At 71.4% G+C, this 23,835-nt stretch carries 27 protein-coding genes and 2 tRNA genes; 13 read left to right on the top strand and 16 right to left on the bottom strand.

Annotation, left to right across the window (positions count from 1 at the left end):
• The first annotated feature begins 43 nt into the window (after positions 1-43).
• Together Q5425_RS19375 and Q5425_RS19380 are read left to right on the top strand one after the other, a co-directional pair.
• Positions 44-940, top strand: a complete 897-nt coding sequence (locus Q5425_RS19375) for an ABC transporter ATP-binding protein (RefSeq protein ID WP_308673653.1) — start codon at positions 44-46, stop codon at positions 938-940.
• Entirely contained in the window at positions 937-2,571 is a 1,635-nt protein-coding gene (locus tag Q5425_RS19380; RefSeq protein ID WP_308673654.1) for an ABC transporter permease, read from the top strand. The genes Q5425_RS19375 and Q5425_RS19380 overlap by 4 nt, the downstream gene beginning before the upstream one ends.
• Here the strand turns inward: Q5425_RS19380 and Q5425_RS19385 are convergent.
• Together Q5425_RS19385 and Q5425_RS19390 are read right to left on the bottom strand one after the other, a co-directional pair.
• Positions 2,568-3,011: a hypothetical protein gene (locus Q5425_RS19385; RefSeq protein ID WP_308673957.1), complete on the bottom strand. Its 444-nt coding sequence runs from the start codon at positions 3,009-3,011 to the stop codon at positions 2,568-2,570. The genes Q5425_RS19380 and Q5425_RS19385 overlap by 4 nt on opposite strands.
• Positions 3,012-3,075: 64 nt before the next feature.
• Positions 3,076-3,396, bottom strand: a complete 321-nt coding sequence (locus tag Q5425_RS19390) for a hypothetical protein (protein WP_308673655.1) — start codon at positions 3,394-3,396, stop codon at positions 3,076-3,078.
• A gap of 140 nt (positions 3,397-3,536) precedes the next feature.
• Between Q5425_RS19390 and Q5425_RS19395 the strand changes: the two genes are divergently transcribed.
• The gene (locus Q5425_RS19395) at positions 3,537-4,763 is read left to right on the top strand and encodes an MFS transporter (protein ID WP_308673656.1); all 1,227 of its coding nucleotides are present in this window, start codon (positions 3,537-3,539) and stop codon (positions 4,761-4,763) included.
• On the opposite strand, the gene Q5425_RS19400 is transcribed toward Q5425_RS19395, so the two are convergent.
• The gene (locus tag Q5425_RS19400; RefSeq protein WP_308673657.1) at positions 4,705-5,277 is read right to left on the bottom strand and encodes a TetR/AcrR family transcriptional regulator; all 573 of its coding nucleotides are present in this window, start codon (positions 5,275-5,277) and stop codon (positions 4,705-4,707) included. The two genes, Q5425_RS19395 and Q5425_RS19400, sit on opposite strands and share 59 nt — an antisense overlap.
• 96 nt (positions 5,278-5,373) lie before the next feature.
• On the opposite strand from Q5425_RS19400, the gene Q5425_RS19405 reads away from it, so the two are divergent.
• Entirely contained in the window at positions 5,374-5,805 is a 432-nt protein-coding gene (locus tag Q5425_RS19405; protein WP_308673658.1) for a nuclear transport factor 2 family protein, read from the top strand.
• Here Q5425_RS19405 and Q5425_RS19410 read toward each other — a convergent pair.
• The 3 genes from Q5425_RS19410 to Q5425_RS19420 all read right to left on the bottom strand — a co-directional run bounded on the left by Q5425_RS19410 (position 5,768) and on the right by Q5425_RS19420 (position 7,491).
• A complete protein-coding gene (locus Q5425_RS19410) occupies positions 5,768-6,556 on the bottom strand; it encodes a metal-dependent hydrolase (protein ID WP_308673958.1) in 789 nt (262 codons plus the stop codon). The genes Q5425_RS19405 and Q5425_RS19410 overlap by 38 nt on opposite strands.
• A 54-nt stretch (positions 6,557-6,610) precedes the next feature.
• Positions 6,611-6,964 (bottom strand): STAS domain-containing protein, encoded by a 354-nt coding sequence (locus Q5425_RS19415; RefSeq protein WP_003078104.1) that lies wholly within the window; start codon positions 6,962-6,964, stop codon positions 6,611-6,613.
• Positions 6,965-7,182: 218 nt separating this feature from the next.
• A complete protein-coding gene (locus Q5425_RS19420) occupies positions 7,183-7,491 on the bottom strand; it encodes a WhiB family transcriptional regulator (protein WP_308673659.1) in 309 nt (102 codons plus the stop codon).
• A gap of 163 nt (positions 7,492-7,654) precedes the next feature.
• On the opposite strand from Q5425_RS19420, the gene Q5425_RS19425 reads away from it, so the two are divergent.
• The 3 genes from Q5425_RS19425 (at position 7,655) to Q5425_RS19435 (ending at position 9,328) form a co-directional block, all read left to right on the top strand.
• Positions 7,655-8,071: an anti-sigma factor gene (locus Q5425_RS19425; protein WP_308673660.1), complete on the top strand. Its 417-nt coding sequence runs from the start codon at positions 7,655-7,657 to the stop codon at positions 8,069-8,071.
• On the top strand, positions 8,068-8,847 hold the full coding sequence (locus tag Q5425_RS19430; protein WP_308673661.1) for a SigB/SigF/SigG family RNA polymerase sigma factor: 780 nt from the start codon (positions 8,068-8,070) through the stop codon (positions 8,845-8,847). The genes Q5425_RS19425 and Q5425_RS19430 overlap by 4 nt, the downstream gene beginning before the upstream one ends.
• 61 nt (positions 8,848-8,908) lie before the next feature.
• On the top strand, positions 8,909-9,328 hold the full coding sequence (locus Q5425_RS19435) for an ATP-binding protein (RefSeq protein WP_308673662.1): 420 nt from the start codon (positions 8,909-8,911) through the stop codon (positions 9,326-9,328).
• A 1-nt stretch (position 9,329) separates the two neighbouring features.
• On the opposite strand, the gene Q5425_RS19440 is transcribed toward Q5425_RS19435, so the two are convergent.
• Positions 9,330-9,821 (bottom strand): MarR family transcriptional regulator, encoded by a 492-nt coding sequence (locus Q5425_RS19440; RefSeq protein WP_308673663.1) that lies wholly within the window; start codon positions 9,819-9,821, stop codon positions 9,330-9,332.
• A 42-nt stretch (positions 9,822-9,863) separates the two neighbouring features.
• Between Q5425_RS19440 and Q5425_RS19445 the strand changes: the two genes are divergently transcribed.
• Both Q5425_RS19445 and Q5425_RS19450 read left to right on the top strand, forming a co-directional pair.
• On the top strand, positions 9,864-10,841 hold the full coding sequence (locus Q5425_RS19445) for an aldo/keto reductase (RefSeq protein WP_308673664.1): 978 nt from the start codon (positions 9,864-9,866) through the stop codon (positions 10,839-10,841).
• A gap of 18 nt (positions 10,842-10,859) precedes the next feature.
• Complete coding sequence (locus tag Q5425_RS19450) at positions 10,860-11,498, top strand: nitroreductase family protein (protein ID WP_308673665.1); 639 nt, start codon at positions 10,860-10,862, stop codon at positions 11,496-11,498.
• 7 nt (positions 11,499-11,505) lie between these two features.
• Here Q5425_RS19450 and Q5425_RS19455 read toward each other — a convergent pair whose 3' ends face one another.
• Positions 11,506-12,144, bottom strand: coding sequence for an alpha/beta hydrolase (locus Q5425_RS19455; protein WP_308673666.1), 639 nt, complete (start codon positions 12,142-12,144; stop codon positions 11,506-11,508).
• Between the two features lie 10 nt (positions 12,145-12,154).
• Positions 12,155-12,817: an HNH endonuclease family protein gene (locus Q5425_RS19460; protein WP_308673667.1), complete on the bottom strand. Its 663-nt coding sequence runs from the start codon at positions 12,815-12,817 to the stop codon at positions 12,155-12,157.
• Between the two features lie 178 nt (positions 12,818-12,995).
• Between Q5425_RS19460 and Q5425_RS19465 the strand changes: the two genes are divergently transcribed.
• Complete coding sequence (locus tag Q5425_RS19465) at positions 12,996-14,039, top strand: tetratricopeptide repeat protein (RefSeq protein WP_308673668.1); 1,044 nt, start codon at positions 12,996-12,998, stop codon at positions 14,037-14,039.
• 100 nt (positions 14,040-14,139) lie between these two features.
• The gene (locus Q5425_RS19470; RefSeq protein WP_308673669.1) at positions 14,140-14,607 is read left to right on the top strand and encodes a hydrogenase maturation protease; all 468 of its coding nucleotides are present in this window, start codon (positions 14,140-14,142) and stop codon (positions 14,605-14,607) included.
• Here the strand turns inward: Q5425_RS19470 and Q5425_RS19475 are convergent, their stop codons facing one another.
• Positions 14,608-15,516, bottom strand: coding sequence for a LysR family transcriptional regulator (locus Q5425_RS19475; RefSeq protein WP_308673670.1), 909 nt, complete (start codon positions 15,514-15,516; stop codon positions 14,608-14,610). It lies immediately after the preceding gene.
• 87 nt (positions 15,517-15,603) lie between these two features.
• Here Q5425_RS19475 and Q5425_RS19480 point away from each other — a divergent pair, with 87 nt between their 5' ends.
• Together Q5425_RS19480 and Q5425_RS19485 are read left to right on the top strand one after the other, a co-directional pair.
• Positions 15,604-16,905 (top strand): aspartate aminotransferase family protein, encoded by a 1,302-nt coding sequence (locus tag Q5425_RS19480; RefSeq protein WP_308673671.1) that lies wholly within the window; start codon positions 15,604-15,606, stop codon positions 16,903-16,905.
• Positions 16,902-17,525: an AAA family ATPase gene (locus Q5425_RS19485; protein ID WP_308673672.1), complete on the top strand. Its 624-nt coding sequence runs from the start codon at positions 16,902-16,904 to the stop codon at positions 17,523-17,525. Before Q5425_RS19480 ends, Q5425_RS19485 begins: the two co-directional genes overlap by 4 nt.
• Here Q5425_RS19485 and Q5425_RS19490 read toward each other — a convergent pair.
• From Q5425_RS19490 to Q5425_RS19515, 6 genes are all read right to left on the bottom strand, one after another.
• Positions 17,500-18,849, bottom strand: a complete 1,350-nt coding sequence (locus tag Q5425_RS19490) for a cellulose binding domain-containing protein (RefSeq protein ID WP_308673673.1) — start codon at positions 18,847-18,849, stop codon at positions 17,500-17,502. The genes Q5425_RS19485 and Q5425_RS19490 overlap by 26 nt on opposite strands.
• Positions 18,846-20,468 carry a glycosyl hydrolase family 18 protein gene (locus Q5425_RS19495; RefSeq protein WP_308673674.1) on the bottom strand — a complete coding sequence of 541 codons (1,623 nt, stop codon included), beginning with the start codon at positions 20,466-20,468 and terminating at the stop codon, positions 18,846-18,848. Before Q5425_RS19495 ends, Q5425_RS19490 begins: the two co-directional genes overlap by 4 nt.
• 219 nt (positions 20,469-20,687) lie before the next feature.
• On the bottom strand, positions 20,688-21,680 hold the full coding sequence (locus Q5425_RS19500) for a winged helix-turn-helix domain-containing protein (protein WP_308673675.1): 993 nt from the start codon (positions 21,678-21,680) through the stop codon (positions 20,688-20,690).
• Positions 21,681-21,849: 169 nt separating this feature from the next.
• Positions 21,850-21,923, bottom strand: a tRNA-Arg gene (locus tag Q5425_RS19505).
• Positions 21,924-21,964: 41 nt separating this feature from the next.
• Positions 21,965-22,054 (bottom strand) — tRNA-Ser (locus Q5425_RS19510).
• A 65-nt stretch (positions 22,055-22,119) separates the two neighbouring features.
• On the bottom strand, positions 22,120-23,835 hold the full coding sequence (locus Q5425_RS19515; protein WP_308673676.1) for a phosphatidylglycerol lysyltransferase domain-containing protein: 1,716 nt from the start codon (positions 23,833-23,835) through the stop codon (positions 22,120-22,122).

A 23,835-nucleotide genomic window follows, 5' to 3' on the forward strand; every position in this document is an offset into this window, starting at 1 on the left:
TCTTAACTTCACAACTTCATGAAGCCAGCGTAGCTTCCGAACCATGGAAGACGTCATTTCGGTCATCGGCCTGCACAAGTCGTTCGGCCGGACCAAGGCCCTCGACGGCCTGGACCTGCAGGTACCCGCTGGGGAGGTGCACGGCTTCCTGGGCCCCAACGGCGCGGGGAAGTCGACCACCGTCCGGGTCCTGCTCGGCCTGCTCCACGCGGACTCGGGGGACGTCCGGCTGCTCGGCGGCGACCCCTGGAAGGACGCCGCGAGCCTGCACCGCCGCCTGGCCTACGTGCCCGGCGACGTCAACCTCTGGCCCAACCTCTCCGGCGGCGAGGTGATCGACCTGCTCGGCCGCCTGCGCGGCGGGCTGGACGAGAAGCGCCGCGCCGAGCTCATCGAGCGCTTCGACCTCGACCCGAAGAAGAAGGGGCGGACGTACTCGAAGGGCAACCGGCAGAAGGTCGCCATCGTCGCCGCGCTCGCCTCGCGGGTCGACCTGCTGATCCTCGACGAGCCGACGTCCGGCCTCGACCCCTTGATGGAGGCGACGTTCCAGTACGCCATCCAGGAGGAGCGCGAGCAGGGCCGGACCGTGCTGCTCTCCAGCCACATCCTCGCCGAGGTCGAGGCGCTGTGCGACAAGGTCAGCATCATCCGCAACGGCCGCACGGTCGAGTCCGGCACCCTGGCCGAACTGCGCCACCTGACCCGGACGTCGATCACCGCCGAGCTCGCCGGCCCGCCCAACGGGCTCACGAAGCTGCCGAACATCCACGACCTCAAGGTCGAGGGTCACCGCGTGCGGTTCGACGTGGAAACGCGCTCGCTCGACGAAGCCCTGCGGCAGCTGACCGAGGTCGGCGTGCGGAGCCTGGTCAGCCAGCCGCCGACGCTGGAGGAGCTGTTCCTGCGGCACTACACCACCGAAGCGAGCGCGAAATGACCGCGACGCTCGACCGCCCGGTCGCGGTGGCACCCGCCCACGAGCTGGCCGGCACCTGGCACCTGACCCGGCTCGCGCTGCGCCGCGACCGCGTGGTCCTGCCGATCTGGATCGTGCTGCTCAGCATCGTCCCGGCCAGCACGGTCAACACGTTCACGCAGTTCTACCCGACCGTCGCCGACCGGCTCGCGCTGCAGGCGGGCGCGAACGCCAACCCGTCGTACGCGCTGCTCTACGGCCCGCCGTTCGACCTGACCACGGCCGGCGGGTTCATCGCCTGGCGCATGTGCGGGTTCCTGGCGCTGCTCACCGGGCTGATGGTCGTCTTCACCGTCACCCGGCACACCCGCGCCGAGGAGGACACCGGACGCGCGGAACTGCTCGCCTCCGCGGTGGTCGGCCGGTACGCGGCGCTGACGGCGGCGCTGCTGGTGGCGGGCGGGGCGAGCGTGCTGACCGGGCTGATCCAGGCCGGCACCATGATCGGCGCCGGCCTGCCCGCGGCCGGTTCGCTGGCCTTCGGCGCGGCGGAAGCGCTGGCGGGGCTGGTGTTCACCGCCGTCGCGGCGGTCGCCGTCCAGCTCGCCGAGTACTCCCGGACGGCCAACGGCATCGGGACCGCGGTGGTCGGTGCCGCCTTCCTGCTGCGCGGTGCGGGCGACTCCACACTGGACGCTCGCTGGCTGTCCTGGCTGTCGCCGATCGGCTGGGTGCAGCAGGTCCGCGCGTTCGCCGGGGAACGCTGGTGGGTGCTGCTGCTGCCGGTGGCGTTCACGCTGGTGGCCGGGGCGGCCGGGTACTGGCTGCTCCCCCGCCGCGACGTCGGCGTCGGCATCCTGCCGCCGCGGCCCGGCCCGGCGCGGGCCGCGGCGAGCCTGCGGTCGCCGTTCGCGCTGGCCTGGCGGCTGCACCGCGGACCGCTGCTCGGCTGGACGATCGGCACCGCTGTGGTCGGGGCGGTGTTCGGCTCGATCGCCAGCGGCATCGGCGACCTCGTCGGATCGAGCCCGCAGGCGCAGCAGATCTTCGAGCGGCTGGGCGGCAGCCACGCGCTGACGCAGGCGTTCCTCGCCGCGATGGCCGGGATGTTCGCCATGGTCGCGTCGCTGTACGGCGTGCAGGCGGTGCTGCGGATGCGCGGCGAGGAGACCGCGATCCGGCTCGAGCCGGTGCTGGCCACCAGCGTCGGCAAGCTGCGCTGGGCGGGCAGCCACCTGGTCTTCGCCTTCTTCGGCACGGCGGCGTTGCTGCTGTCCGGCGGCGTGTTCATGGGCCTGGCCAACGGCCTGCGCACCGGCGACGTCGGCGGCTCGCTCACCGACACCCTCGCCGGGATGCTCGTCCAGCTGCCCGCGGCCTGGGTGGTCGTCGCGCTGGCGGTGACGATCTTCGGGCTGGTGCCGGGCTTCTCGGCCGCGGCGTGGGCGGTCGGCGCGCTGGCGCTGCTGCTCAGCCTGTTCGGCCCGATCGTCAACCTGCCGCAGGTGGTGCTGGACGTCTCACCGTTCCAGCACCCGCCGAAGCTGCCCGGCCAGGAGTTCACCGCGACACCGCTCGCCTGGCTCCTGGCGGTCGCGGTCGGCGCGCTGGCGGCCGGCCTGCTCGGCTGGAAGCGCCGGGACGTCGGTTAACGCACCCGCAGCTCGTGGCCGGCGCCGGCCACGAGCTGCACCTGCGGCCCCGCCTTCCCGCACGCGGGACCGTTCGGTTCGGCGAAGGACGGCGTCACCTCGACGGTGTGCGGCCAGCCGTCGTCGAACCGGACGGTGACCCGCACCGGCTCGGCGGGCAGGTCCGGGATGCTCGCGAAGCCCTGGAGGCCGCCGGTCGGGACCATCGACGTGCCGCACGAGCTGTCCGGGCCGGTGCCCGTGCAGGTCGTCGCGCCCGCGGCGGTCTCGGGGTAGAGGCCGACCGGGTTCGTGACGCACCGGCCGCGCCAGCACGCTTCGAGCGTCGCGCGGGAGATGCCCGCGGGCGACGGGATCGACAGGCCGATGCCGACGGCGTAGCCGATCGCCGGACAGGCGACCTCCGGTCCGGCACAGCCGGCCGTCACCGCTACGAGCATCACGAACCCCAGTGCACAGCGCATGCCGTCCAGACGGGCCGCACCGGCCGCCGGGTTGCACCGGTCAGTCACGCCACCCGCTGGTCAGCGGCAAGGCGGGCGTCGCCGAGGTCGGCGTGACCGAGGTCGTCGGCGAGACCGTCACCTCGACGAAGCTGGTGGCAGTCGTCGGCGGGGACGTCTCGACGGCCGTGACCGTGGACGGCGGCGCGGACGTGGTGACCGTGACCGGCACCGCGGAAACGGTTCTGGTCGGCGGAACGGTGGCATCGGCGGGCCGAGGGGCGGCGCGCCCGGCAACGAGCAGCGCGGCCACCAGCAGCCCGGTGGCGAACCCCGCCAGCCCGGTGACCGCGGCGGAGCCCCAGGTAGGTCGGCCACTCATCCGGGCACCCCCTCGCCACGCGCAGCGCAGGTACGAGGACTAACTCGCGTTGATCTTACGTCGTGTTACCCGATGTGCACATGGAGCGTGGTTGACTCAACTTTCTTGCGTCGACAACGCGCACGTGCCACGTTGGGCGCATGGGGGTACTGCGGCAGCCGGACTTCCGGCGCCTCTGGCTCGCCGACCTCGCGAGCCAGCTCGGCAGCCGGATCGACGTCCTGGCGGTGCCGCTGCTCGCGGCGACCGCACTCGGCGCGCCGGTCTTCGAGGTCTCGCTGCTGCGGACCGCGGAGACGCTGCCGTACCTGGTGCTCGGCCTGCAGGTCGGCGCCTGGTGCGACCGGATCCGCCACCGTCCGGTCCTCATCGCGGCGGACGTCGGCCGCGCCCTGCTGATCACCTCGATCCCGGTCGCCGCGCTGTTCGGCGTGCTCGGCATGGCCCAGCTGCTCGCGGTCGTGCTCGCCGTCGGCCTGCTCGGCGTCTTCTTCGACGTCGCCCACCAGACCTACGTCCCGCGCCTGGTGCCGCTCGATCAGCTGCCGGAAGCCAACGCCCGGCTGCAGACGAACCGGTCGATGGCGGCGGTCGCGGGCCCCGGTGCCGCCGGGTTGATCGTCCAGGCGCTCGGCGCGGCCACGGCACTGGCCGCCGACGCCCTCAGCTACCTGTGGTCGGCCCTCTGGCTGCGCCGGATCGAGACGCCCGACGTGCGGCCCGAGCGGCGGGAGCGGCGGCTGCTGCGCGAAATCGGCGAAGGACTGCGGCTGGTCCGCGGCGACCGCATCCTGCTGGCGATCAGTGCGCACGGCGCGGTGTCGAGCTTCTTCCAGTCCGCCCACCTGGCGATCGTGATCGTCTTCCTCGCCCGCGACCTCGGGCTTTCGCCTTGGCTGATCGGGCTGCTCGGCACGGCGTCGCTGACCGGCGCCCTCACCGCCGGGCTCACCGCGCGGCGGCTCGGCGAGCGGATCGGCGAGGCGCGCGCCCTGTGGGGTGCCGCGGTGCTGTTCGGCCTGGCGTACCAGCTCTACCCGTTCACCGGCCGCGGCTGGGCGCTCGCCTGCTACGTCGTCGCCGGGTTCTTCACCAGCTACAGCGTGATCGTGCTGAGCGTCTTCGGGCTGAGCTTCCAGCAGACCGTCACACCGCCGGAGCTGCTGGGCCGGGTCAACGCCATCTCGCGCACGCTGATCTTCGGCGTCGTGCCGCTCGGCAGCCTGCTCGGGGGCACGCTGGCCGGCGCGTTCGGCATGCGGGCAACCCTGCACATCGCGGCGGCCGGCGTGCTGGCGTCGGCGGTGATCATGGTGTGGTCGCCGCTGCGGGGGCTGCGCGACCTGGCGCCCGCAGGCCGTCGATGACCACGCGGACCAGGTGGGCGCTCCCCGGCGCGTACCGCTCGACGGCGAGGCAGCCGACGATGAGCGCGCGCAGGTCGTCGCCGTCGATGTCCGGGCGGATGGCGCCGGCGGCCTGCGCCCGGGTGAGCAGCTCGCCCAGCGCGGTGCGGAACTCCTCGCCCGCGCCGGCCTTGAAGGCGTGCCCGCCGGCCTCGGCAAGAGCGTCGCAGATGGCGCGGTTGAGGGACGCCTGCCTGATGACGCGGACGAAGTAGTCGACGAAAACTTCGCCGGGGTCTTCGGCGGTGGCGAGCGCGCGGGCCTCCTCGGCGAACTGCTGGATGCGTTCGAGGACGACGGCCTGGAAGAGGGCTTCCTTGCTGGGGAAGTGCCGGTAAACGGTGCCGGCGCCGACCCCGGCCAGCCGCGCGATGTCATCAAGCGGCACGGCCAGGCCGTCAAGAGCGAACGCCTCTTCGGCGGCGGCCAGCACCTTGGCCCGGTTGCGCCGCGCGTCGGCGCGCATCTTCTCCATCACGTTCTCCTCGTTGACAACCGGAACAGCCGCTCCGTATTGTCCTAAGCGGGCCCACCGTTCCGATTCAACGCCCAGTTTCGCAGGAGAATTCCGATGCCCCTCGCCCAGCCCTCCGCGCGTTCGGTGTTCGACCGGTTCCTCGCCGCCTCGGCGGAGAACCGCTGGGACGACCTCGCCGACCTCTACGCCGAGGACGTCATCCTCGAACTGCCGTTCACGCTGCCGGGCGTCCCCCGGGTGACGAAGGGGCGCGAAGAGCTGCGTCGTCGCTTCCGCGCGGCCGGCGGGTCGCGACGGATCACCAAGGCGGACAACGTCGTGGTCCACGAGACGACGGACCCCTCGGTGCTGGTGGCGGAGTTCGACCTGCAGCAGGAAGTCCGCGGCACGACGTTCACCGCCTCGTACGTCATGGTCCTGACCGTCCGGGACGGCCTCATCACGCACTCCCGCGACTACACCGACACCGCCGCGGCGGCGGAACGGCTCAAGGCGTGGTCGCCTGCTGGCTCGACGGCGGGATGAACAACCGCTCGAACGTGCTCACCGTGTGCTCCCACACCCCCGGCACCAGCAGCACCCCGAGCACCGCGAACACCGGGAAGATCAGCCGCTTTTCGACCTTCTTGCCGGTCCGGAAGCGGAGCACGCGCGGCGGCCGGATCTCGTACCAGGTCTCGCCGGCGATCGGGAGGGGGAACAGGAACGGGCAGCCGGACTCGGTGAGCGCGTCACCCAGGCAGTGGGTCAGGCAGCCCGCCGCGACCGCGATGCCGAGCCAGCCCGAAATGGACGCCAGCTCGCCTGTGCGGTCCGGTGGGGCCGTGAAGAACCACCACGCCACCGCCGCGCCGCTCACCGGGAGCAGCCAGTCGCCCAGGGCGCCTTCGGCCAGCATCAGCCCGAAGACCACCACGCCGACGACCGCCCACGGTCCGCCTTCGGTGGTGCCCCACGACGTCAGCAGGCCGAGGCCGGCCGCGAACAGGACCGTGTGGGAGAGGTGGCGGTGCTTGCCGGTCACCTTCTCGTCGCGCGGGCCCTTCGTCAGTGCGTAGATCGCCGCCGAAACGCGCCGGAGCAGCCAGGACAGCGCGCCGGTGAGCCAGCCGAGGAGGCGGGACGCGCTCGCGCCCGGGTGGTCGAGGTCGGGCAGCAGGGCGAACCCCGCCGTGGTTGCCGCGAAGACGACCGCCTGGTGCACCGAACCCGCCCCGACCGCGGGCGCCAGGGCCAAGCCCGCGCACCAGCCGGTCAGGGCATGCGTCCGCCCCATCATCGTGCCGCCCCCAGGTTCCGCGGAATCAGTCCGCGGAACCGTAGCGGGCGGTCAGGCTTGGGGGTCTTCCGACACGCTCAGGTGTTCGGCCACGCCGGTGAGCTCGATCACGCGGCTCACCGCGGGGCTGGGGACGACCGCGAGTTCGACGTCCTGCTCGCCGGCCTGGCGTTGTGCGCGCAGCACCACGTTCAGCGCGGAGGAATCGAAGAAGGTCACCCCGGTCAGATCGGCCACGACCCGCTGCGCGCGCTTGTCCGCGATCAGCCCCGCGAGGGCCTCTTGCAGCTGCGGGCTGGTCAGCAGGTCGAGCTCGCCGGTGACCACCACCCGGGGTTCCGTCGCGTCGGTGTCCAGCGTGATGCCGAACCCGGGCGGGGTGGCGTTCTGGTCGGCTGCGGGCATGCAGTTTCTCCTCGTCAGGCGCTGCTCCTGCGCCGGGTACGCGCCTGTTGTCTCAAGCGGCAACCGTGTCACCGTGCCTTTCCAAAGCTCGCGCCTGGCACGGTCAAGGCAACTCCGGGGCCAACCCTAACCCAGGATGCGACCGCGCCCGCCACGGCCGCCGCCCTTTCGCGTGTACTGCTCACCGACGATCAAATCCTGCCTGCTCAGCGCTCCGGTCAGTGCGCACTCATCGCCTTCCGCGCCGCCCTGCGCTGGCGCAGGAAGAGCTGCCGGCGCTCGATCTCGCCGAGACCACCCCAGATCCCGTAGGGCTCCTGGACGGTCATCGCGTGCTGGCGGCACTGGGCCAGCACCGGGCAGGCCTGGCAGATCGCCTTCGCCCGTGCTTCCCGCCGCTCCCGGGCCGAACCACGCTCGTTGTCCGTGTGGAAGAACAGGCTGCTGTCCGCGCCCCGGCACGAGCCGTTCAGCTGCCATTCCCACTCTTCAGCAACCACGTTGGGCAGCCGGCTGACGTCAGCCATGTCGTCCCTGCCTTTCCCAGGATCTCCCATGTCGACCGCTACATGCCCGCCGGTGGAGCGGATCAAACGCGGGTTTGGTTTGCTCACACCACGGGCATCTCGCTGCCGGGCGTGGAGGACACCGCCGATCCCCTGGAGCGCGACTGCGGAGAAAGGAACAAACGTGGAGGACAACGCCCCGCTCGTCCCGGAAGGCGCGCAGGTCATCGAGGTGCGGACGGCAGCGATCCCGCACGTCGTGCCGACCTTGCGGACCATCGTGGCCGACATCGCGATGCGCCAGGACTTCGACCTCGACGCGGTCGAGGACCTCCGGATGGCGGTGGACGAAGCCTGCTCGCTGCTGCTCCCCGCCAGTTCGGACGGCAAACTGACGTGTGTCTTCTCCTGGAGCGGACCGCGCATCGAGGTCTCCGTGTCCGTGCTGGCCGACAGCGCCGACCACGAGGACGACGCCGGCCTGTCGTGGCAGCTGCTGACCGCCCTCGCGACGACGGCGGAGCGCACGATCACCCCGGAGAACGGCCGCTACCTGTCCCGGGTGGACCTCGTCCGGGAGAGCCAGGCGACGGACTCGTGAGCGATTCCGCCGGGAACAGCGGGAACGACCTCGACGTCGGCGCGCTGTTCACCCAACTCGCTGCCCTGCCGGCGGACTCGCCGGAGCGCGAACGCATCCGCGACACCCTCGTGCGCGCGCACCTGGAACTGGCGCGGAACCTCGCCCGGAAGTTCCGCAACCGCGACGAGGCGATGGAGGATCTGGTCCAGATCGCCACGGTCGGGCTGATCCACGCCGTCGACCGGTTCGACCCGGGACAGGGGACGGACTTCCTGGCCTTCGCCGTGCCCACCATCTCGGGGGAGCTGCGGCACCACTTCCGGGACAACAGCTGGTCGGTGCGGGTGCCGCGGCGGCTCAAGGAGCTGAACGCGAACCTCTCGGCCGCGCGCGAAGAGCTCACCGTGCAGCTCTCGCGCGCTCCGAAGCCGAGTGAGATCGCCGCCCGGCTCGGGGTGCCCATCGAGGACGTCTACGAAGGGCTCCGCGCTGGTCAGGGCCGCTACGGCGCGTCGCTGGACCACCTGCTGGAGAACGCGGCGCACACCCGCTTCGGGGCGCCGGACGCCGAGCTGGGCCAGGCCGAGCTGCGCGAGGCGCTGCGCCCGATGCTGGAAAGCCTGCCGGAGCGGGAGCGCAAGATCGTCGCGCTGCGGTTCGGCTCGGGCATGAGCCAGTCGGACATCGCCCGCCGCGTCGGGGTGTCCCAGATGCAGGTGTCGCGGCTGCTGGCCGCGACGCTGAAGAAGCTGCGGTCCGGCCTGGACGAATCCGAGCTGGCCGACGGCACCTGATTAGCCGCACAACCGCCTGGGTACTTCGCGGGCGGACCGAACTCACTGGGAGGGGGACCGGATGACGACGTCGAAGACGCCGCAGCGTCCAGCTGTGGCGGCCGCCCCGCGGAGGGTGCTCCTCCCGGCCGACGTCACGGCCCCGGCGCTGGCCCGGCACGAGGTCCGGGCGGCGCTGCTGCGCCTCGGCGTGCAAGAGCGGCAGCTCGAAGAGATCCTGCTGGCGACGTCGGAGCTGGTCACCAACGCCTTCGAGCACGGCGAACGGCCCCAGCGGCTCGAGCTGGAGTACGCCGCCGGGCGGCTGACGCTGCGCGTGCACGACACCGGCCGGATGCTGCCCGAGCTGCGGGCGCCGTCCCCGGCCGAGGCCCGCAGCCGCGGGTTGGTCCTGGTCCAGGCGTTGTCGCTGGACTGGGGCTTCGAACGCTGTCCCGGCGGCAAGTACGTCTGGGCGGTCTTTCCGCTGCCGGACGCCTGAGTCAGCGCTCCAGGAGCTCCCGCGCGGCGGCGGTCTCCGCGATCCGCTGCCGGAACGGCTTTCGCTCCAGCGCCTCGACGATCGCCGCCAGCACCCCGCGCAACGGGTACGGCAGCTCGGCCTCCAGCGCCTCCGACGCCTCGGTCGTCGCCGTCCACTCCGCCTCGATCAGCGGCAGCAGGCCGCGCGTCTTCTCGGTGAGCGACACGATCCGCTGCCGGGCGTCCGCACCCGGTTCGAGAGCGACGAGTCCCGCCCGGTTCATCTGCGCGACGGTCTGGCTGGCCGCCGAGTGCGTCACGCCGATCTCCGCGGCCAGGTCGCGGATGGCCAGCGGGCCGCGCGCGAGCAGCGCCCGCACCACCGGCGAGTACCGCGGGCGGTAGTCGTCGAGGCCGATGTCGGCGAGGAACTTCGCGATGTCGGTCTCGAAGATCTCGAGGACGTGCCGCATCCGGGTCCCCAGTCCATCCGGACCCGATGTCATGGCCATGACGGCGAATCATAGGCGGCGGGCGTGTGCTTGGATCGCGACATGGAGAACCGGAAGATCGCCCGTCTGGGCCGTGAGGTGTCCGTCGTCGGGCTCGGCTGCTGGCAGCTCGGGGCGGACTGGGGCGAGGTCGACGAGAACGACGCGCTGGCCGTGCTGCACGGCGCCGCCGACGCCGGTGTCACCTTCTTCGACACCGCGGACGTCTACGGCGACGGCCGCAGCGAGCGGCTGGTCGGCCGGTTCCTCGCCGAGCGCGGTGACGTCTTCGTGGCGACCAAGATGGGCCGCCGCGTCGAGCAGGTGCCCGAGAACTACGTCGCCGCGAACTTCCGCGAGTGGAACGACCGGTCGCGCCGCAACCTCGGCGTGGACACGCTCGACCTGGTCCAGCTGCACTGCCCGCCGACGCCGGTGTACTCCTCCGACGCCGTGTACGACGCCCTCGACGCGATGGTCGGCGAAGGCCGCATCAAGGCGTACGGCGTGAGCGTCGAGACCTGCGAAGAGGCGCTGACGGCGCTGACGCGGCCGAACGTCGCCTCGGTGCAGATCATCCTCAACTGCCTGCGGCTCAAGCCGCTGGAGCGCGTGCTGCCCGCGGCGGCGGAGGCGGGCGCCGGGATCATCGCGCGCGTGCCGCTGGCGTCCGGCCTGCTGTCCGGGCGCTACTCCCCGCAGACGACGTTCGCGGAGAACGACCACCGCAACTACAACCGCAACGGCGACGCGTTCGACGTCGGCGAGACGTTCTCCGGCGTGCCCTACGAGGTCGGGCTGGAGGCCGTCGAACGGCTGCGCGGGCTCGTCCCGGCCGGCCAGACGCTCGCGCAGTTCGCGCTGCGCTGGATCATCGACCAGCCGGGCGTCAGCACGGTGATCCCGGGCGCCCGCAACGCCGGGCAGGCGCAGGCGAACACCGCGGCGGCCGCGCTCCCGCCGCTGTCCCCAGAGGCACTGGCGGGTGTCCGCGAAACCTACGACGAGCTCATCCGGCCGCTGGTGCACGACCGCTGGTAGGCCCGGCATGATGGGCCGATGATGACGCCCGAAGAGCTGCTGACCACCACCAGGACCGTCCGCAAACGCCTCGACTTCGAGCGTCCGGTGCCGCTCGACCTGGTCAAGCACTGCATCCAGGTCGCGCTCCAGGCGCCGAGCGGGTCGAACACGCAGCGGTGGCAGTGGCTGGTGGTCACCGACGCCGGCCAGCGGGCCGCGCTCGGGGCGATCTACCGCCGGGCGTGCCAGGAGTACCTGGCGTCGCCGGCCGCCGCGGGCAAGCTGTTCGCGGACGACCCGGCGCGGGCCCGGGTGCAGCAGCGGGTCGGCGACAGCGTCGCGTACCTGGCCGACCGGATGGGTGACGTCCCGGTGCTGGTGGTGCCGTGCCTGGAAACACCGTCCTCGGAACTGCCCGCGGGCAACCAGGCGGGGCTGTGGGCGTCGCTGCTGCCCGCGGTGTGGAACTACATGCTGGCGGCCCGCTCGGTGACGCTCGGCACGGCGTGGACGTCGCTGCACCTGAAGTACGAGCAGGAGGCGGCGGAGGTGCTGGAGCTGCCGAAGAACGTCCACCAGGCCGCGTTGATCCCGACGGCGTTCTACACGGGCGAGACGTTCAAGCCGGCGGCGCGGCAGCCGCTGGAGGAGGTCCTGCACCTCGACCGCTGGTGACCGCGGGCTACAGGTAGCCGACCAGGCGGTCGGCTACCTGGGCCGGGTGGCTCAGCGGCACGCAGTGCGGGCCGTCGATCTCGTCCGGCTCGATCCCGAGGCGCTCGCGCGCCACCCGGCGCTGGAAGTCCGGGACGAAGAACCGGTCGTCGCGGGCCAGGAGCACCCTGGTCGGGACGTCCGGGTGGGCCGGCAGCGGCCACGGCTCGGCCCACTCCTTGCTGACCTGCTCGCGCCCGTGCGCTTGGCACGCCTCGGCGAGGTCGGCCGGGACGCCGTTGAAGAACTGCTCGGTCTCGGTCAGGCCCTTCGGCGCTTCGAAGCCCGTGTTGCCCCACCACTGCCCCGGCTGCTCGCCGGGCGCCGGGATCATCCCGGCCAGGTACACCAGGGTTCGCGCACGAACCTTCGCCGCGACGAGCGGGGCGGTGAACCCGCCGTACGAATGGCCGACGACGGCGACGTCCGTGCGGTCGCCGAGCGCGGCCAGCACCGTGCCGGTGAACTCCGCGAGCCCGGCCGAGGAGTCGATGATCGGCAGGTCCGGCGCGATCGCGTCGTGGCCACGAGCGGCCAGTTCCGGCACGAGCAGGTGGAAGTCCCAGCCGCTGCCGCCGCCCCCGTGGATCAGCGCGAAAGTCGTCATGGCGGGCAGCTCAGCAGCGGCGCAACATGTCCGTCAAGGCGGTTTTCTCGCCCTGCGTGACGGTCAGCCCGTAGTAGTGCTTCACGACGATCCAGTCGGTCGCGTAGGTGCACCAGAACGCCACGAGCGGCGGCTTCCACTGGTCGGGCGCCTTGTCGCTCTTCTGCTGGTTGACGTTGTCGGTGACGGCGAACAGCTGCGGCCGGGTCAGGTCGTTGGCGAACTGCTCGCGCTTCTCGGTCGTCCACGTCTTCGCACCGCTCGCCCACGCCTGTCCGAGCGGGACCATGTGGTCGATGTCGAGATCGGTGGGCACGGTCCAGGTCTCGTCGTCGTAGACGCTGGTCCACGTCCCGGACGTCGGCTTGCAGTCCTTGTCGGTCTTGACGTCCTTGCCGTCGCGCTTGAGGACGACTTCGCGGGTGTCGCAACCGGACCCCTGGCTGTCCCAGTGCGGGAACTTCTCCCGCGAGTAGCCGTCCATGGACGTCCGCGCGGCGATCGTCAGCTCGTCGAGCTGCTTCTGCGCGTCGGCCGCGGTGACGGGGACCGGCGCCGGCGGGGTGGCGCCCGCGCCTCTCGTCGCCCAGTACCCGAAGAGCGCGACGGCCAAGACCGCGATTACCAGCAGGGTTCGCTGCGTCACGCTCAGCCGAAAGCTTCGGGCCGCCACGATTTTCTCCTCTCACCTGCGCGCTCGCGCGGCGTAGTGTCACCTCTGCCGACGTGGGACAACCGCGCCGACACGACGACCTGGCGCGAATGTGACCTCGCCCACCCACGGCGGAGATGTCACACGGAGCCGATCTTCTGCGACTACCGGAGCAGGACCCATCCGGAGGGAGCAGCCGATGCCCGGCCGGCTCAAGAAGTTCGACGATTTCTTCCAGCGGAAAGCCGCCGAGGGCGGCAACGTCGTCGCCATGGCCAGGATGGGCTTGGCGATGCGCGAACGCGGCGAGCTGGCCGAGGCCGAGACCTGGTACCGCAAGGCCGCCATGGGCGGCGACCGCGTCTCGATGACCGCGCTGGCCCACCTGCTCGCCGAACGCGGCGTGCGGGACGAGGCCGAGCGCTGGTACCACGAAGCGGCGCTGGCCGGCGAGCCGCACGGGATGCAGCACCTCGCCAAGTCCTACGAGCGGCGCGGCAAGCGCCAAGAGGCCCGGCACTGGTACGGCGAAGCGGCCCGCACCGGCGACCTGCCGTCGATGGCCGCGCTGGGGCGCCTGCTGCGTGAAGAGGGGGACGGCGAAGCGGCCGAGTCGTGGCTGCGGCAGGCCGCCGAGGCCGGCTTCACCGGCGCGATGATCGACCTGGGGATCGTGCTGCGCGACCGCGGCCAGGCCGCCGAAGCGGCCCGCTGGTGGCGGTCCGCCGTGCAGGCCGGCGACCTCGCCGCCACCTGCCAGCTCGGCAGGCAGGCCGAGCGGCTCGGCAGGCCGTCCGACGCCGAATCGTGGTACCGCCAGGGCGCGACCGGCGGCCACGGCGAGGCGATCGTCCGGCTCGGCCTGCTGCTGCACCGCCGAGGCGACGTCGAAGAGGCCGAGAGCTGGTACCTCGACGCCGCCGAGCGCGGCGACCCGGCGGCGATGACCAACCTCGGCGTGCTGGCCCGCAACCGCGGCGACGAGGGGGAAGCCGCCGCCTGGTACCGCAAGGCCGCCGAACACGGCAGCGTCCCCGCGCTCACCAACCTCGGCCACCTCGCCGAGCACCGCGAGGACCTCGCGGAGGCCGAGCAGTGGTTCCGCCGCGCCGCCGAGACGGGTGACGTCCAGGGCATGCTCAGCCTGGCCCGCATGCTGCGGGCCCGCGGCGCCGCCCACGAGGCCGAACTGTGGTTGGCGCGTGCCGAGACCGCGCAGGACGAGCGGGAACACCAACACTGACCGTCTTGCGGGGGTTCGGGTGGCGGAGCCCCCGGCCCGGGGCGAAGCCCCGGAAGACACAGGTATTGTGTGATCCATTTCACAGTTCTAGCCTGGACCGATGAGGCCACGAGTCCTGGTCGCGGGCATCGGCAACATCTTCCTCAGTGACGACGGTTTCGGCGTCGAAGTGCTCAGGGAGCTGGACCGGGCCGGTTTGCCCCCTTGGGTGCAGATCGCCGACTACGACATCGCCACGGTCCACTTGGCCTACGACCTGACGGGCGGCTACGACACGACGATTCTGTTGGACGCGACCCCGCACGGCCGTCCACCGGGCACGCTGTCCCTGACGTCGGCCACCGACACGCACGACCTGCACGGCGACTCGGTCGTCCGCCTGCTCCGCCTCCTGGGCGGCGACGCGGGCCGGGTCCTGGTCCTGAGCTGCGAACCGGCGTGCGTCGACGGCGGGATCGGGCTGTCCCCCGCGGTCGTGGCCGCGGTCCCGGCCGCGGTGCGCGTGGTCACCGAACTGGCGTGGGGCGCGAGCCCGGACCTGCCGCTGCGCGAGCCGACCGAGGTCTGATCACCGCACGGCCCACTCCGCCAGGTCCGGCAGGTCCGGCGGCTGCCGCAGCGCGTCGAGCACCACGTTCACCCCCGCGCGCAGCGTTTTGCCGCGCCGGACCACCGCGGCGATCGTGCGGGTCACCGGGGTCGACAGCTCCCGCGTCGCCACGCGGTAGCGGCGGTCCACCGCCAGCCCGGGCAGCAGGGCGATCGACAGCCCGGCCTCGATGTGCTGCAGCGTCATCAGGTAGTTGCTGAAGCGGCACACGACCCGCGGCTCGAAGCCGGATTCGCGGCACAGGCGCAGCGTCAGGTTCGCCATGTACGACTGCGGCGTGTCCAACGCCCACGGCGCGTCCGCGTAAGCCGACAGGACCGCCGGGCCGCGGGGTACCTCCGGCGGGGTCACCAGCACGATCGGGTCCGTGGCCAGCGGGACGATGTCGAGGTCCGGGCCCAGCGGCAGCTCGACAAAATCGGTCGTGGTGAGGATGACGTCGGCGTCGCCGCCGCGCAGGGCCGGGATGCTCTCGTGCGGCTCCAGCTCCAGCAGCTGGACCTCGAGGTGCGGGTGCGCCGCCGCGAGCCGGGTCACCGCGGGGACGGCGAGGGTGTGGATCGCGCTCTGGAACGCTCCGAGCCGCACCAGGCCGGCCGGCTCCTCGCCGAGGCTGCGCAGTTCCGCCTCGACCGTGTCCATGTGGTCGAGGATCGCCCGCGCGCGCCGGGCCAGCACCAGCCCCGCGGGCGTGAGGCGGACCCGGCGGCCGGTGCGTTCCAGCAGCTGGGTGCGGGTTTCGGCTTCGAGAACGGCCAGCTGCTGCGACACGCTGGACGCGCTCAGGTTGGCGTCCTGCGCCACCGCGCGGACCGTGCCCAACGTGTCGAGCCGGCTCAGCAACCGCAGGCGCCACGGGTTCAGCATGCCGCCATTCTTGTTCGGCAAAACCGAACAAGGAAACCGGAATCGTGAGATGGACGTGTCGCTCGGTGCGGACCTACCGTCGAAGCCATGGCTGAATCCTTCTGGGCGGACGTCGACCGGCACCTCGTGCGCTACGGCGGCGCCTTCACCCGCGAGATCATCGACCGCGCCGAAGGCAGTTTTGTCTTCACCGAAGACGGCCGCCGGATCCTCGACTTCACGTCCGGCCAGATGAGCGCGATCCTCGGGCACGCGCACCCGGAGATCGTCGAGACCGTCCGGCGGCAGGTGGGCAAGCTCGACCACCTGTTCAGCGGCATGCTGAGCCGCCCGGTCGTCGACCTGGCCCGGCGGCTCGCCGAGACGCTGCCGGCCCCGCTGGAGAAGGCGCTGCTGCTGACCACCGGCGCCGAGTCGAACGAGGCGGCCATCCGGATGGCCAAGCTCGTCACGGGCAAGCACGAGATCGTCTCGTTCGCGCGGTCGTGGCACGGGATGACGCAGGGCGCGGCGAGCGCGACGTACAGCGCGGGCCGCCGCGGGTACGGCCCGGCCGCACCGGGCCACTTCGCCATCCCGGCGCCGAACGCGTACCGGCCGGACTTCACCGACGCCTCCGGTGCGCTCGATTGGCGCCGTCAGCTGGACTTCGGGTTCGAGATGATCGACGCGCAATCGGTCGGCAGCCTGGCCGCGTGCCTGGTGGAGCCGATCTTGAGTTCGGGCGGCATCATCGAGCCGCCGCCCGGCTACTTCGCCGCGCTGGCGGAGAAGTGCCGCGAACGCGGCATGCTCCTGATCCTCGACGAAGCCCAGACGGGGTTGTGCCGCACGGGAACCTGGTACGCGTTCGAGCGCGACGGCGTCGTCCCCGACATCCTGACGCTGTCGAAGACCCTGGGCGCCGGCCTGCCGCTGGCGGCGGTGCTGACGAGCGCCGCCATCGAGGAAGAGGCCCACGAGCGCGGGTTCTTGTTCTTCACGACGCACGTGTCGGACCCGCTCCCGGCAGCGGTCGGCAACACGGTGCTGGACGTGCTGACCCGCGACCGCCTCGACGCGCGGGCGCTCTCGTTGGGCTCGTTGCTGCGCCGCGGCCTGGAGGACATCGCGGCCCGCCACGAGGTGGTCGGCGACATCCGCGGCCGCGGCCTGCTGGCCGGGCTGGAACTGGTGGTGGACCGGGAAACCAAGCGCAGTTCGGACGAGCTGGGCGCGCGGGTCACGCAGCGGTGCCTCGAACTCGGGCTGCACATGAACATCGTGCAGCTGCCCGGGATGGGCGGGGTGTTCCGGATCGCGCCGCCGCTCACGGCGTCCGAAGAGGAGATTTCACTGGGTGTGTCCATTTTGGATCAGGCGATCGGTGACGCGGTGAAGCTGCTGTGAACGAGCCGGCCGTCGTGCTCATCACGGGCGTCCAGGCGGCCGGGAAGTCGACGGTCGCGCAGTTGCTCGCCGAGCGGCTGCCGCGGTCGGTGCACGTCCGCGGGGATGTCTTCCGCCGCATGGTGGTCGGCGGCCGAGCGGAGATGACACCTTCGCCATCGTGGGAAGCGCTGCGCCAGCTGCGGCTGCGGCACCGCCTGACGGCGGTCGTGTGCGATGAGTACGCCCGGGAAGGCTTCACGGTGGTCGCCCAAGACGTGATCCTCGGCGAGCATCTCTCGGAGATCGTCGGCCTCATCGCGCACCGGCCGCTGCTCGTGGTGGTTCTGGCGCCGCGGCCGGAGGTGGTCGCCGAGCGGGAGCGGGCTCGCTCGAAAGACGCGTACGACGAGTGGACGATCACGCTGCTGGACAAGGAATTGCGCGAGGAAACCCCGAAGCTGGGCCTGTGGCTCGACACTTCGGAGCAGACACCCGCCCGAAACGGTGGCCGAGATCCTCGACCGGGCCTGGACCGAAGCCCGGGTCCCGTGAAAACCACGAAGGCCTCCTTGCCGGCCCGGGGAGCCGGCAAGGAGGCCGTTCACAACAGCGTCAGAAGCCCGCTGTCACCTTCGTGAAGTCCCAGTCGTTCTGGGCGATGCCGCTGCACGCCGCCTGGACGCCGCCGCCGGGGCAGCCGCGGTCGCGGTTGACCGACCAGAACGCCAGGCGGGCGATCTTGTTCGACTTGGCCCAGTTGGTGATCTGGGTCCACGTCGGCAGATCCGTCAGCTCCTGCTGGTCGGACAGCCCGTTCATGCCCGAGATGCCCAGGTGGGCGTACGCCGTGGCGTCGGACCACCCGAACGTCGACTTCAGCTTGTCCCGCAAGCCGTTCGCCGCGCTGACCGTGCTGTTGTACATGTTCGCGCCGCCGCCGAAGTCGAACGGCATGATCGTGAACACGTCCACGTTCGCACCCAGGGCCTTCGACTGGTCGATGAGCCGGTTGCCGTAGTAGTTCGGGCCGGTCGTCGACGTGCCGAACGTCAGGATCGTCTGGATGCCCGGGTTGTTCTGCTTGACGATCTTCAGCGCGTTCAGGATGCGGTCCTGGACGGCCTCGTTCTCGAACTCGTCGGAGTTCTCGATGTCGATGTCGATCGCCTTGAGCCCGTACGCGTTGATCACCTGCTGGTAGGCGCCGGCCAGCGCGGCCGGTGTCGAGCAGGCCGGCCCGAGCTTGGTGCCGCTCCAGCCGCCGAAAGACGGGACGATCTGGCCGCCCGCCGCCTTGATCTGCGCGATGGCGTTCGCGTCCGCGCTGCCCTGCAGCGGACGGCTGCTGTCCCACGCCGGGTTGCAGCCACCGCTGGCGTTGATGAACGCCATGGTGAACCACTTGATCCCGGTCGCGTTCATCACCGTCTGCGGGTTCGGCGGGCTGCCCCAGCCCATGTACAGGTACGGCGCGCCGCGGCCACCCGGCGGGGGCGGCGTGGTCGTCGTCGGCGGGGTTGTCGTCGTAGGCGGCGTAGTGGTCGTGGGGGGTGTGCCCCCGGCGGAGCACGAACCCCCGTTCAGCTTGCAGTTCGACGGCGCGGTGTACGAACCGGAGTACGCCACGTTGAAGCCGAAGCTCGCACTACCACCGTTGGCGACGTTGCCGTTCCACGTGTTCTTCACCGTGACGTGCTGGCCGGACGCGGTGTAGCTGCCGTCCCACAGCGAGGAGATCTTCGCGCCCGAAGGCAGGTCGAACTCCACCGTCCAGGACGCGAGCGTCGAGCCCGAGCCGTTGGCGATCGTGTACTTGCCCTCGTACCCGGTGCCCCAGTCGGAGCCCTTGGTGAAGGTCGCCGAGACCCCGCCGGCCGCGTTGGCCGGGGCGATCGCGAACATCGCGCCGATCGTGGCGGCCGCGGCCGCCAGCCCGAGTGCGGGCAACCACCGGCGCCTCATGACAGGCCGTTCTTCATCGCGGTGATGAGCTCGCCGCCCGTGGTGTCGCCGGTCAGCTCCCAGAAGAAAGCGCCGCCGAGACCCTGCTGCTTGGCGTAGGACATCTTCCCGCCGATGGTCGCCGGGGTGTCGTAGCTCCACCAGTTGCTGCCGCACTTGGCGTACGCGGTGCCGGCGAAGGTGCCGGTCGACGGGCAGGTGTTCTTCAGGACCTTGTAGTCCTCGATGCCGGCCTCGTACGTGCCCGGCGCGGCGCCGGTCGCCGTGCCACCCGGGGCGTCCTGCGTGACGCCGGTCCAGCCGCGGCCGTAGAAGCCGATGCCGAGCAGCAGCTTGCTCGACGGAACGCCCTTGCTCTTCAGCTTCTGGATCGCCGCGTCGGAGTAGAAGCCCGGCGTCGGGATGCCGTTGAAGCTGGTCAGCGGCGAGTGCGGGGCCGTCGGGCCCTGCGCCGCCCAGGCGCCGAAGTAGTCGTAGGTCATCACGTTGTACCAGTCGATGTACTGCGCGGCGCCACCGTAGTCGGCGACGTCGAGCTTGCCGCCGTTGCTGCCGTCCGCGGTGATCGCCGAGGTGATCAGGAACGACGAGCCGAACTTCGCCCGCAGCGCGCCCATCAGGTTCTTGTAGGCCGTGGCCCCGCTGGTGTCACAGGAAAGGCCGCACGCGTTGGGGTACTCCCAGTCGATGTCGATGCCGTCCCAGACGTCCGCCCAGCGCGGGTCCTTGAGCAGGTTGTAGCAGGACTGCGCGAACGCGGCCGCGTTCTGCGAGGCCTGGCCGAAGCCGCCGGAGTAGGTCCAGCCGCCGAACGACCAGATCACCTTGAGGCCCGGGTGCAGCTTCTTGAGCTTGCGCAGCTGGTTGAAGTTGCCGGCCACCGGCTGGTCCCAGGTGTCGGCGACGCCGTCGACGCTGGTCGCCGCGTCGTAGGTCCTCTGGTAGTCGGCGTACGGGTCGTCGTTGGCCGTGCACTGGCCGTTCTTGATGTTGCCGAACGCGTAGTTGATGTGGGTCAGCTTGCTCGCCGAACCCGACGTCTCGATGTTCTTGACGTGGTAGTTGCGCCCGTAGACGCCCCACTGCACGAAGTAGCCGACGTTCTTCAGGCCACCGGTCTGGGGCGGCGTGGTGGTCGTCGGCGGGGTGGTCGGCGTCGTCGGGGTGGTGGTCGGCTGCGTCGGGGTCGTCGGCGTGGTGGTCGGGGTGCCGCCGCCGGCGTCGCAGGACCCGCCGTTCAGCTTGCAGTTCGCGGGGGCCGAGAAGGTGCCGGAGTAGCTGACGTTGAAGCCGAAGCTCACGCTGCCGCCGTTGCCGACGTTGCCGTTCCAGGTGTTCTTGACGGTGACGTGCTGGCCGGACGCGGAGTAGCTGCCGTCCCACAGGGACGCGATCTTCGCGCCGCTCGGCAGGTCGAACTCCACCGTCCAGCTCGGCAGCGCCGAGCCGGAGCCGTTGGTGATCGTGTACTTGCCCTCGTACCCGGTGCCCCAGTCGGAGCCCTTGGTGAAGGCGGCGCCGACGCCACCGGCGGCGCTCGCCGGCACGGTGACGAGGCCGACCGCGATCGCGCCGACCGCGGTGAAAAGACCGAGGAGGTGCCATCTCTTTCTGGACATCGCTCTCCTTTGAGCCAGGTGCAGGACGGCGGACACCAACACCGCCGGCGGGGACCAGGGCGGTGTTTTGCGCCGTTTGCCCAAACGTTACGTGGTCCAGACCAATTAGGGAAGCGTCACCACGGAGCGTGGCTAGTGGTCAAGACCAATGCTGGACACGGGCGCCGAACTGGTCCAGACCGGTTACGCAGCGCACGCGAAGGAGTACCGCACGGGCGGTCACGTGCCGCCCGAGCCGAGCACCGCCAGACCCAGCGGCGTGATGTGGTGCGTGGCCAGGTTTTCGTGCCGGTCGGTGCTGATGAGCCCCGCGTCGCGCAGGACGTTGGTGTGGTGGCTGACGGTCGCCGGGGCGACGCCGGCCTGCCTCGCCAGCCGGGTGGTGGTGCAACCGGCGACGGCCGAACGCAGGATCGTGGCCCGGGTGGCGCCGAGCAGCGCACCCACGTGGTCACCGCCGCGCCGGCCGGCCAGCAGCCGGGCCCCGGCGTGGATCGGCACGGCCAGGACCGGGCGCAGCCGGGGATCCGCCAGCGCGACCGGGTGGTGCACCCCGAAGTAGCTGGGGATCAGTACCAGCCCCCGGCCGTCGAGGAACAGGTCGCGGTCGATCGGGTAGTCGACGGTGAGCACCGGCGGCCGCCAGCTGGTGGCCGGTCCGAGCCACCGCAGCAGCCCTTCGGGCCCGGCGTGCACGTAGCGCTGGATCGCCCCGGCGCACTCGATGCGCAGGGCCTGCCCGATCACTTCGAGGTGCGGCTCGATCAGGCACCGGAAGTAAACGCGCAACGCCCGCTCGAGGTGCAGCAACGCGGCCGCCTTCCCGGCGGCCAGCTCGTCCAGCCACGTCGCCCCGGCTCCCACGGCCGGCCGCAGCCGCCGGATTTCCGCCCGCAGGCGCCGCCGCGGCGTGGCCAGCACCAGTTCGGCACCCGCACCGATGTCGGGCACCTCGGCGGGCGGCGTCAGGAAGTCCGGGAAGTAGGCCGCGTGCGGCGCGACCGTGATCAGTGATTGAACCGCCGGCCGCAGGCAGCTGTCCGCGTTGACGCGCTCACGCACCCGCCGCCGCCAGAGCTCGAAGGACAACCCGCCCGCGGTGTGCTGCAGGGCCTGCACGCTGCCGACGACCTCCCACATCAGGTCGGGCTCCAGTTTCAGCCGCGTCCGCGCGAGATCGGCGTCGGTGAAGTGGATGCGCAAGTGCGGCACGTCGTCCCCCCGGACCCTGGAAGCACTCCCGCGCTCAGGAGCCGCCGACCGGCCGCCCAGGTACAAAAGTCAGCCAGGAGGAGCAATTGCTCCGGTGCTGAGACGCAAGCAGGGCCTCGCTTCCCGTGGGAAACGAGGCCCTGCTTGGTATTGCTGTCTCAACCTTACGTGCGCCCGAAGGGATTCGAACCCCTGACCTTCTGATCCGTAGTCAGATGCTCTATCCAGCTGAGCTACGGGCGCGTGTTCAGTTGTAACCTAGCACCCAGCGAACCGGGTACCAGCGGAGGCTCCGGGATTTGAACCCGGGAGGGGGGGTTACCCCCAACCGCATTAGCAGTGCGGCGCCATAGACCAGACTAGGCGAAGCCTCCTGGGCCCAACGACCACTGCTCAGATAGGTTACACACCCCCCGATCACCCCGGAACAGCACCCCCCTTACGCCCGGCGCAGCAGTCTGAGCAGGCGCGGAGAGCGCCCGCCCAGGCCCTCGGCCTCGAACGTCGCGATGCCGACGCGCGGGAGTTCGCGCACTCCCGGGTACACCAGATACCTGGGCACCCAGCGCGGCTGGAACTTCGCGTTGAAGCGGTACAGCGTCTCGATCTGGATCCAGCGCGAGAAGAAGTGCAGCACCTTCGCCGCCGACTTCGCTACCGGGCCGGCGCCGATTCGCTGTCCCTGCTCCATCAAGGCGCGGAACGCCGCGAAGTTCAGGGAAACCTGCGAGACGCCGTGGCGGCCGGCCGCCAGGAGGAGTTCCGAAATCATCAGCTCGTTGACGCCGTTGTCGGCCGTGCGGTCGCGGCGCATGACGTCCAGTGACAGGCCCGCCTTGCCCCACGGCACGAACTGGAGCACCCCGCGGACCTGGCCGCCCTGCTCGGCCGTCACCAGCACCGAACCCGGGTCGCCCATGCGGCCGAGGGCCATCGAAAAGCCGCGTTCGGTGTCCGTGCCGCGCCAGTTCGCCGCGAGGACCTCCAGCTCGGCCAGTTCGCCGGGGCGCAGGTCCTCGGCCCGGCGCACCAGCACCTTGTAGCCCGCGCGCTTCGTGCGGGCCGCCGCCTGGCGGACGCCGCGCATGGTGCGGCCGTCCAAGGTGAAGCCGTCGGCGTCGACGACCGCTTCGTCGCCGATTTCCAGCACCTCCAGGCCGAAGCGGGCCCAGACCGTCGCGCCGAGTTCCGAGACGCCCATCGCCGCCGGGATCCAGCCGCCCCGGCGGCAGACCTCCAGGTACTCCTCGATCGCGCCCGGCCAGGCCTCGTGGTCGCCGAGCGGGTCGGCCGAGGACAGCGCGACTCCGGCGATCACGCGGTAGGTGACGGCAGCCTTGCCCGTCTTCGAGAACACCGCGAACTTGTCGCGCCGCAGCGCGAAGTAGCCGAGCGAGTCGCGCTCGCCGTGCTCGTCCAGCAGCCGGCGCAGCCGCGCGACCTCCTCGTCGGTCAGCCGCGGGGCCGGCTCGGCCGAGCGCAGCAGGAAGTACGCCGACACCAGGACCGCGGCGAGGCCGAACAGCAGGCCGACGGCGGCGGTGAGGTCCTCCAGCCACATCTGGTGGAACACCGCGGGTCCGCTGGCGGCGACCAGCGCGAGCGCGGACTCCACCAACCGGTCGCCGAAGCCCATCGGCTCCAGGACCGCCCGCGGTGCCACGGACAGCAGGATGAGGTTGATCACGAACCCGGCCAGCGCGAGCTGGGCGAACACGCGCATCGCGCGCCAGGGCCCCACCACCGGGTCCGGCTTCGCCACGAAGTACCGCCGGTTCGCGATCAGGCCCACCAGCAGCACCACCGACACCAGACCCGCGCCGAAGACGTGCTTCAGCCCCAGGTGCGACACCGTGAGCAGCACCGTCGCGCCGACCGCCAGCTGCCACGCCCGGCGCTTGCGGCGCCGGAGCCCCGCGGCCAGCAGCACCAGCAGCACGCCCATGACCAACGCCACCGTCGCCGCCGCGACCGTCGCCTCCTGCGGCAGCTCCAGCCATTCGGCGAGGTGGCCGCGCAGGCTGCGCCGCCCGGCCGGGATCAGGATTGAGCCCAGGGTCAGCAGCCCGGCCAGCCGGGTCACCCAGGTGATCACCCCCACGGTGGTGGCCCCGGCCACCTTCCAGGTGATCTGCGCGCGTGTCCCCGTCACCAC

It is taken from the genome of Amycolatopsis sp. A133, from assembly GCF_031082405.1.
Lineage (GTDB): Bacteria > Actinomycetota > Actinomycetes > Mycobacteriales > Pseudonocardiaceae > Amycolatopsis.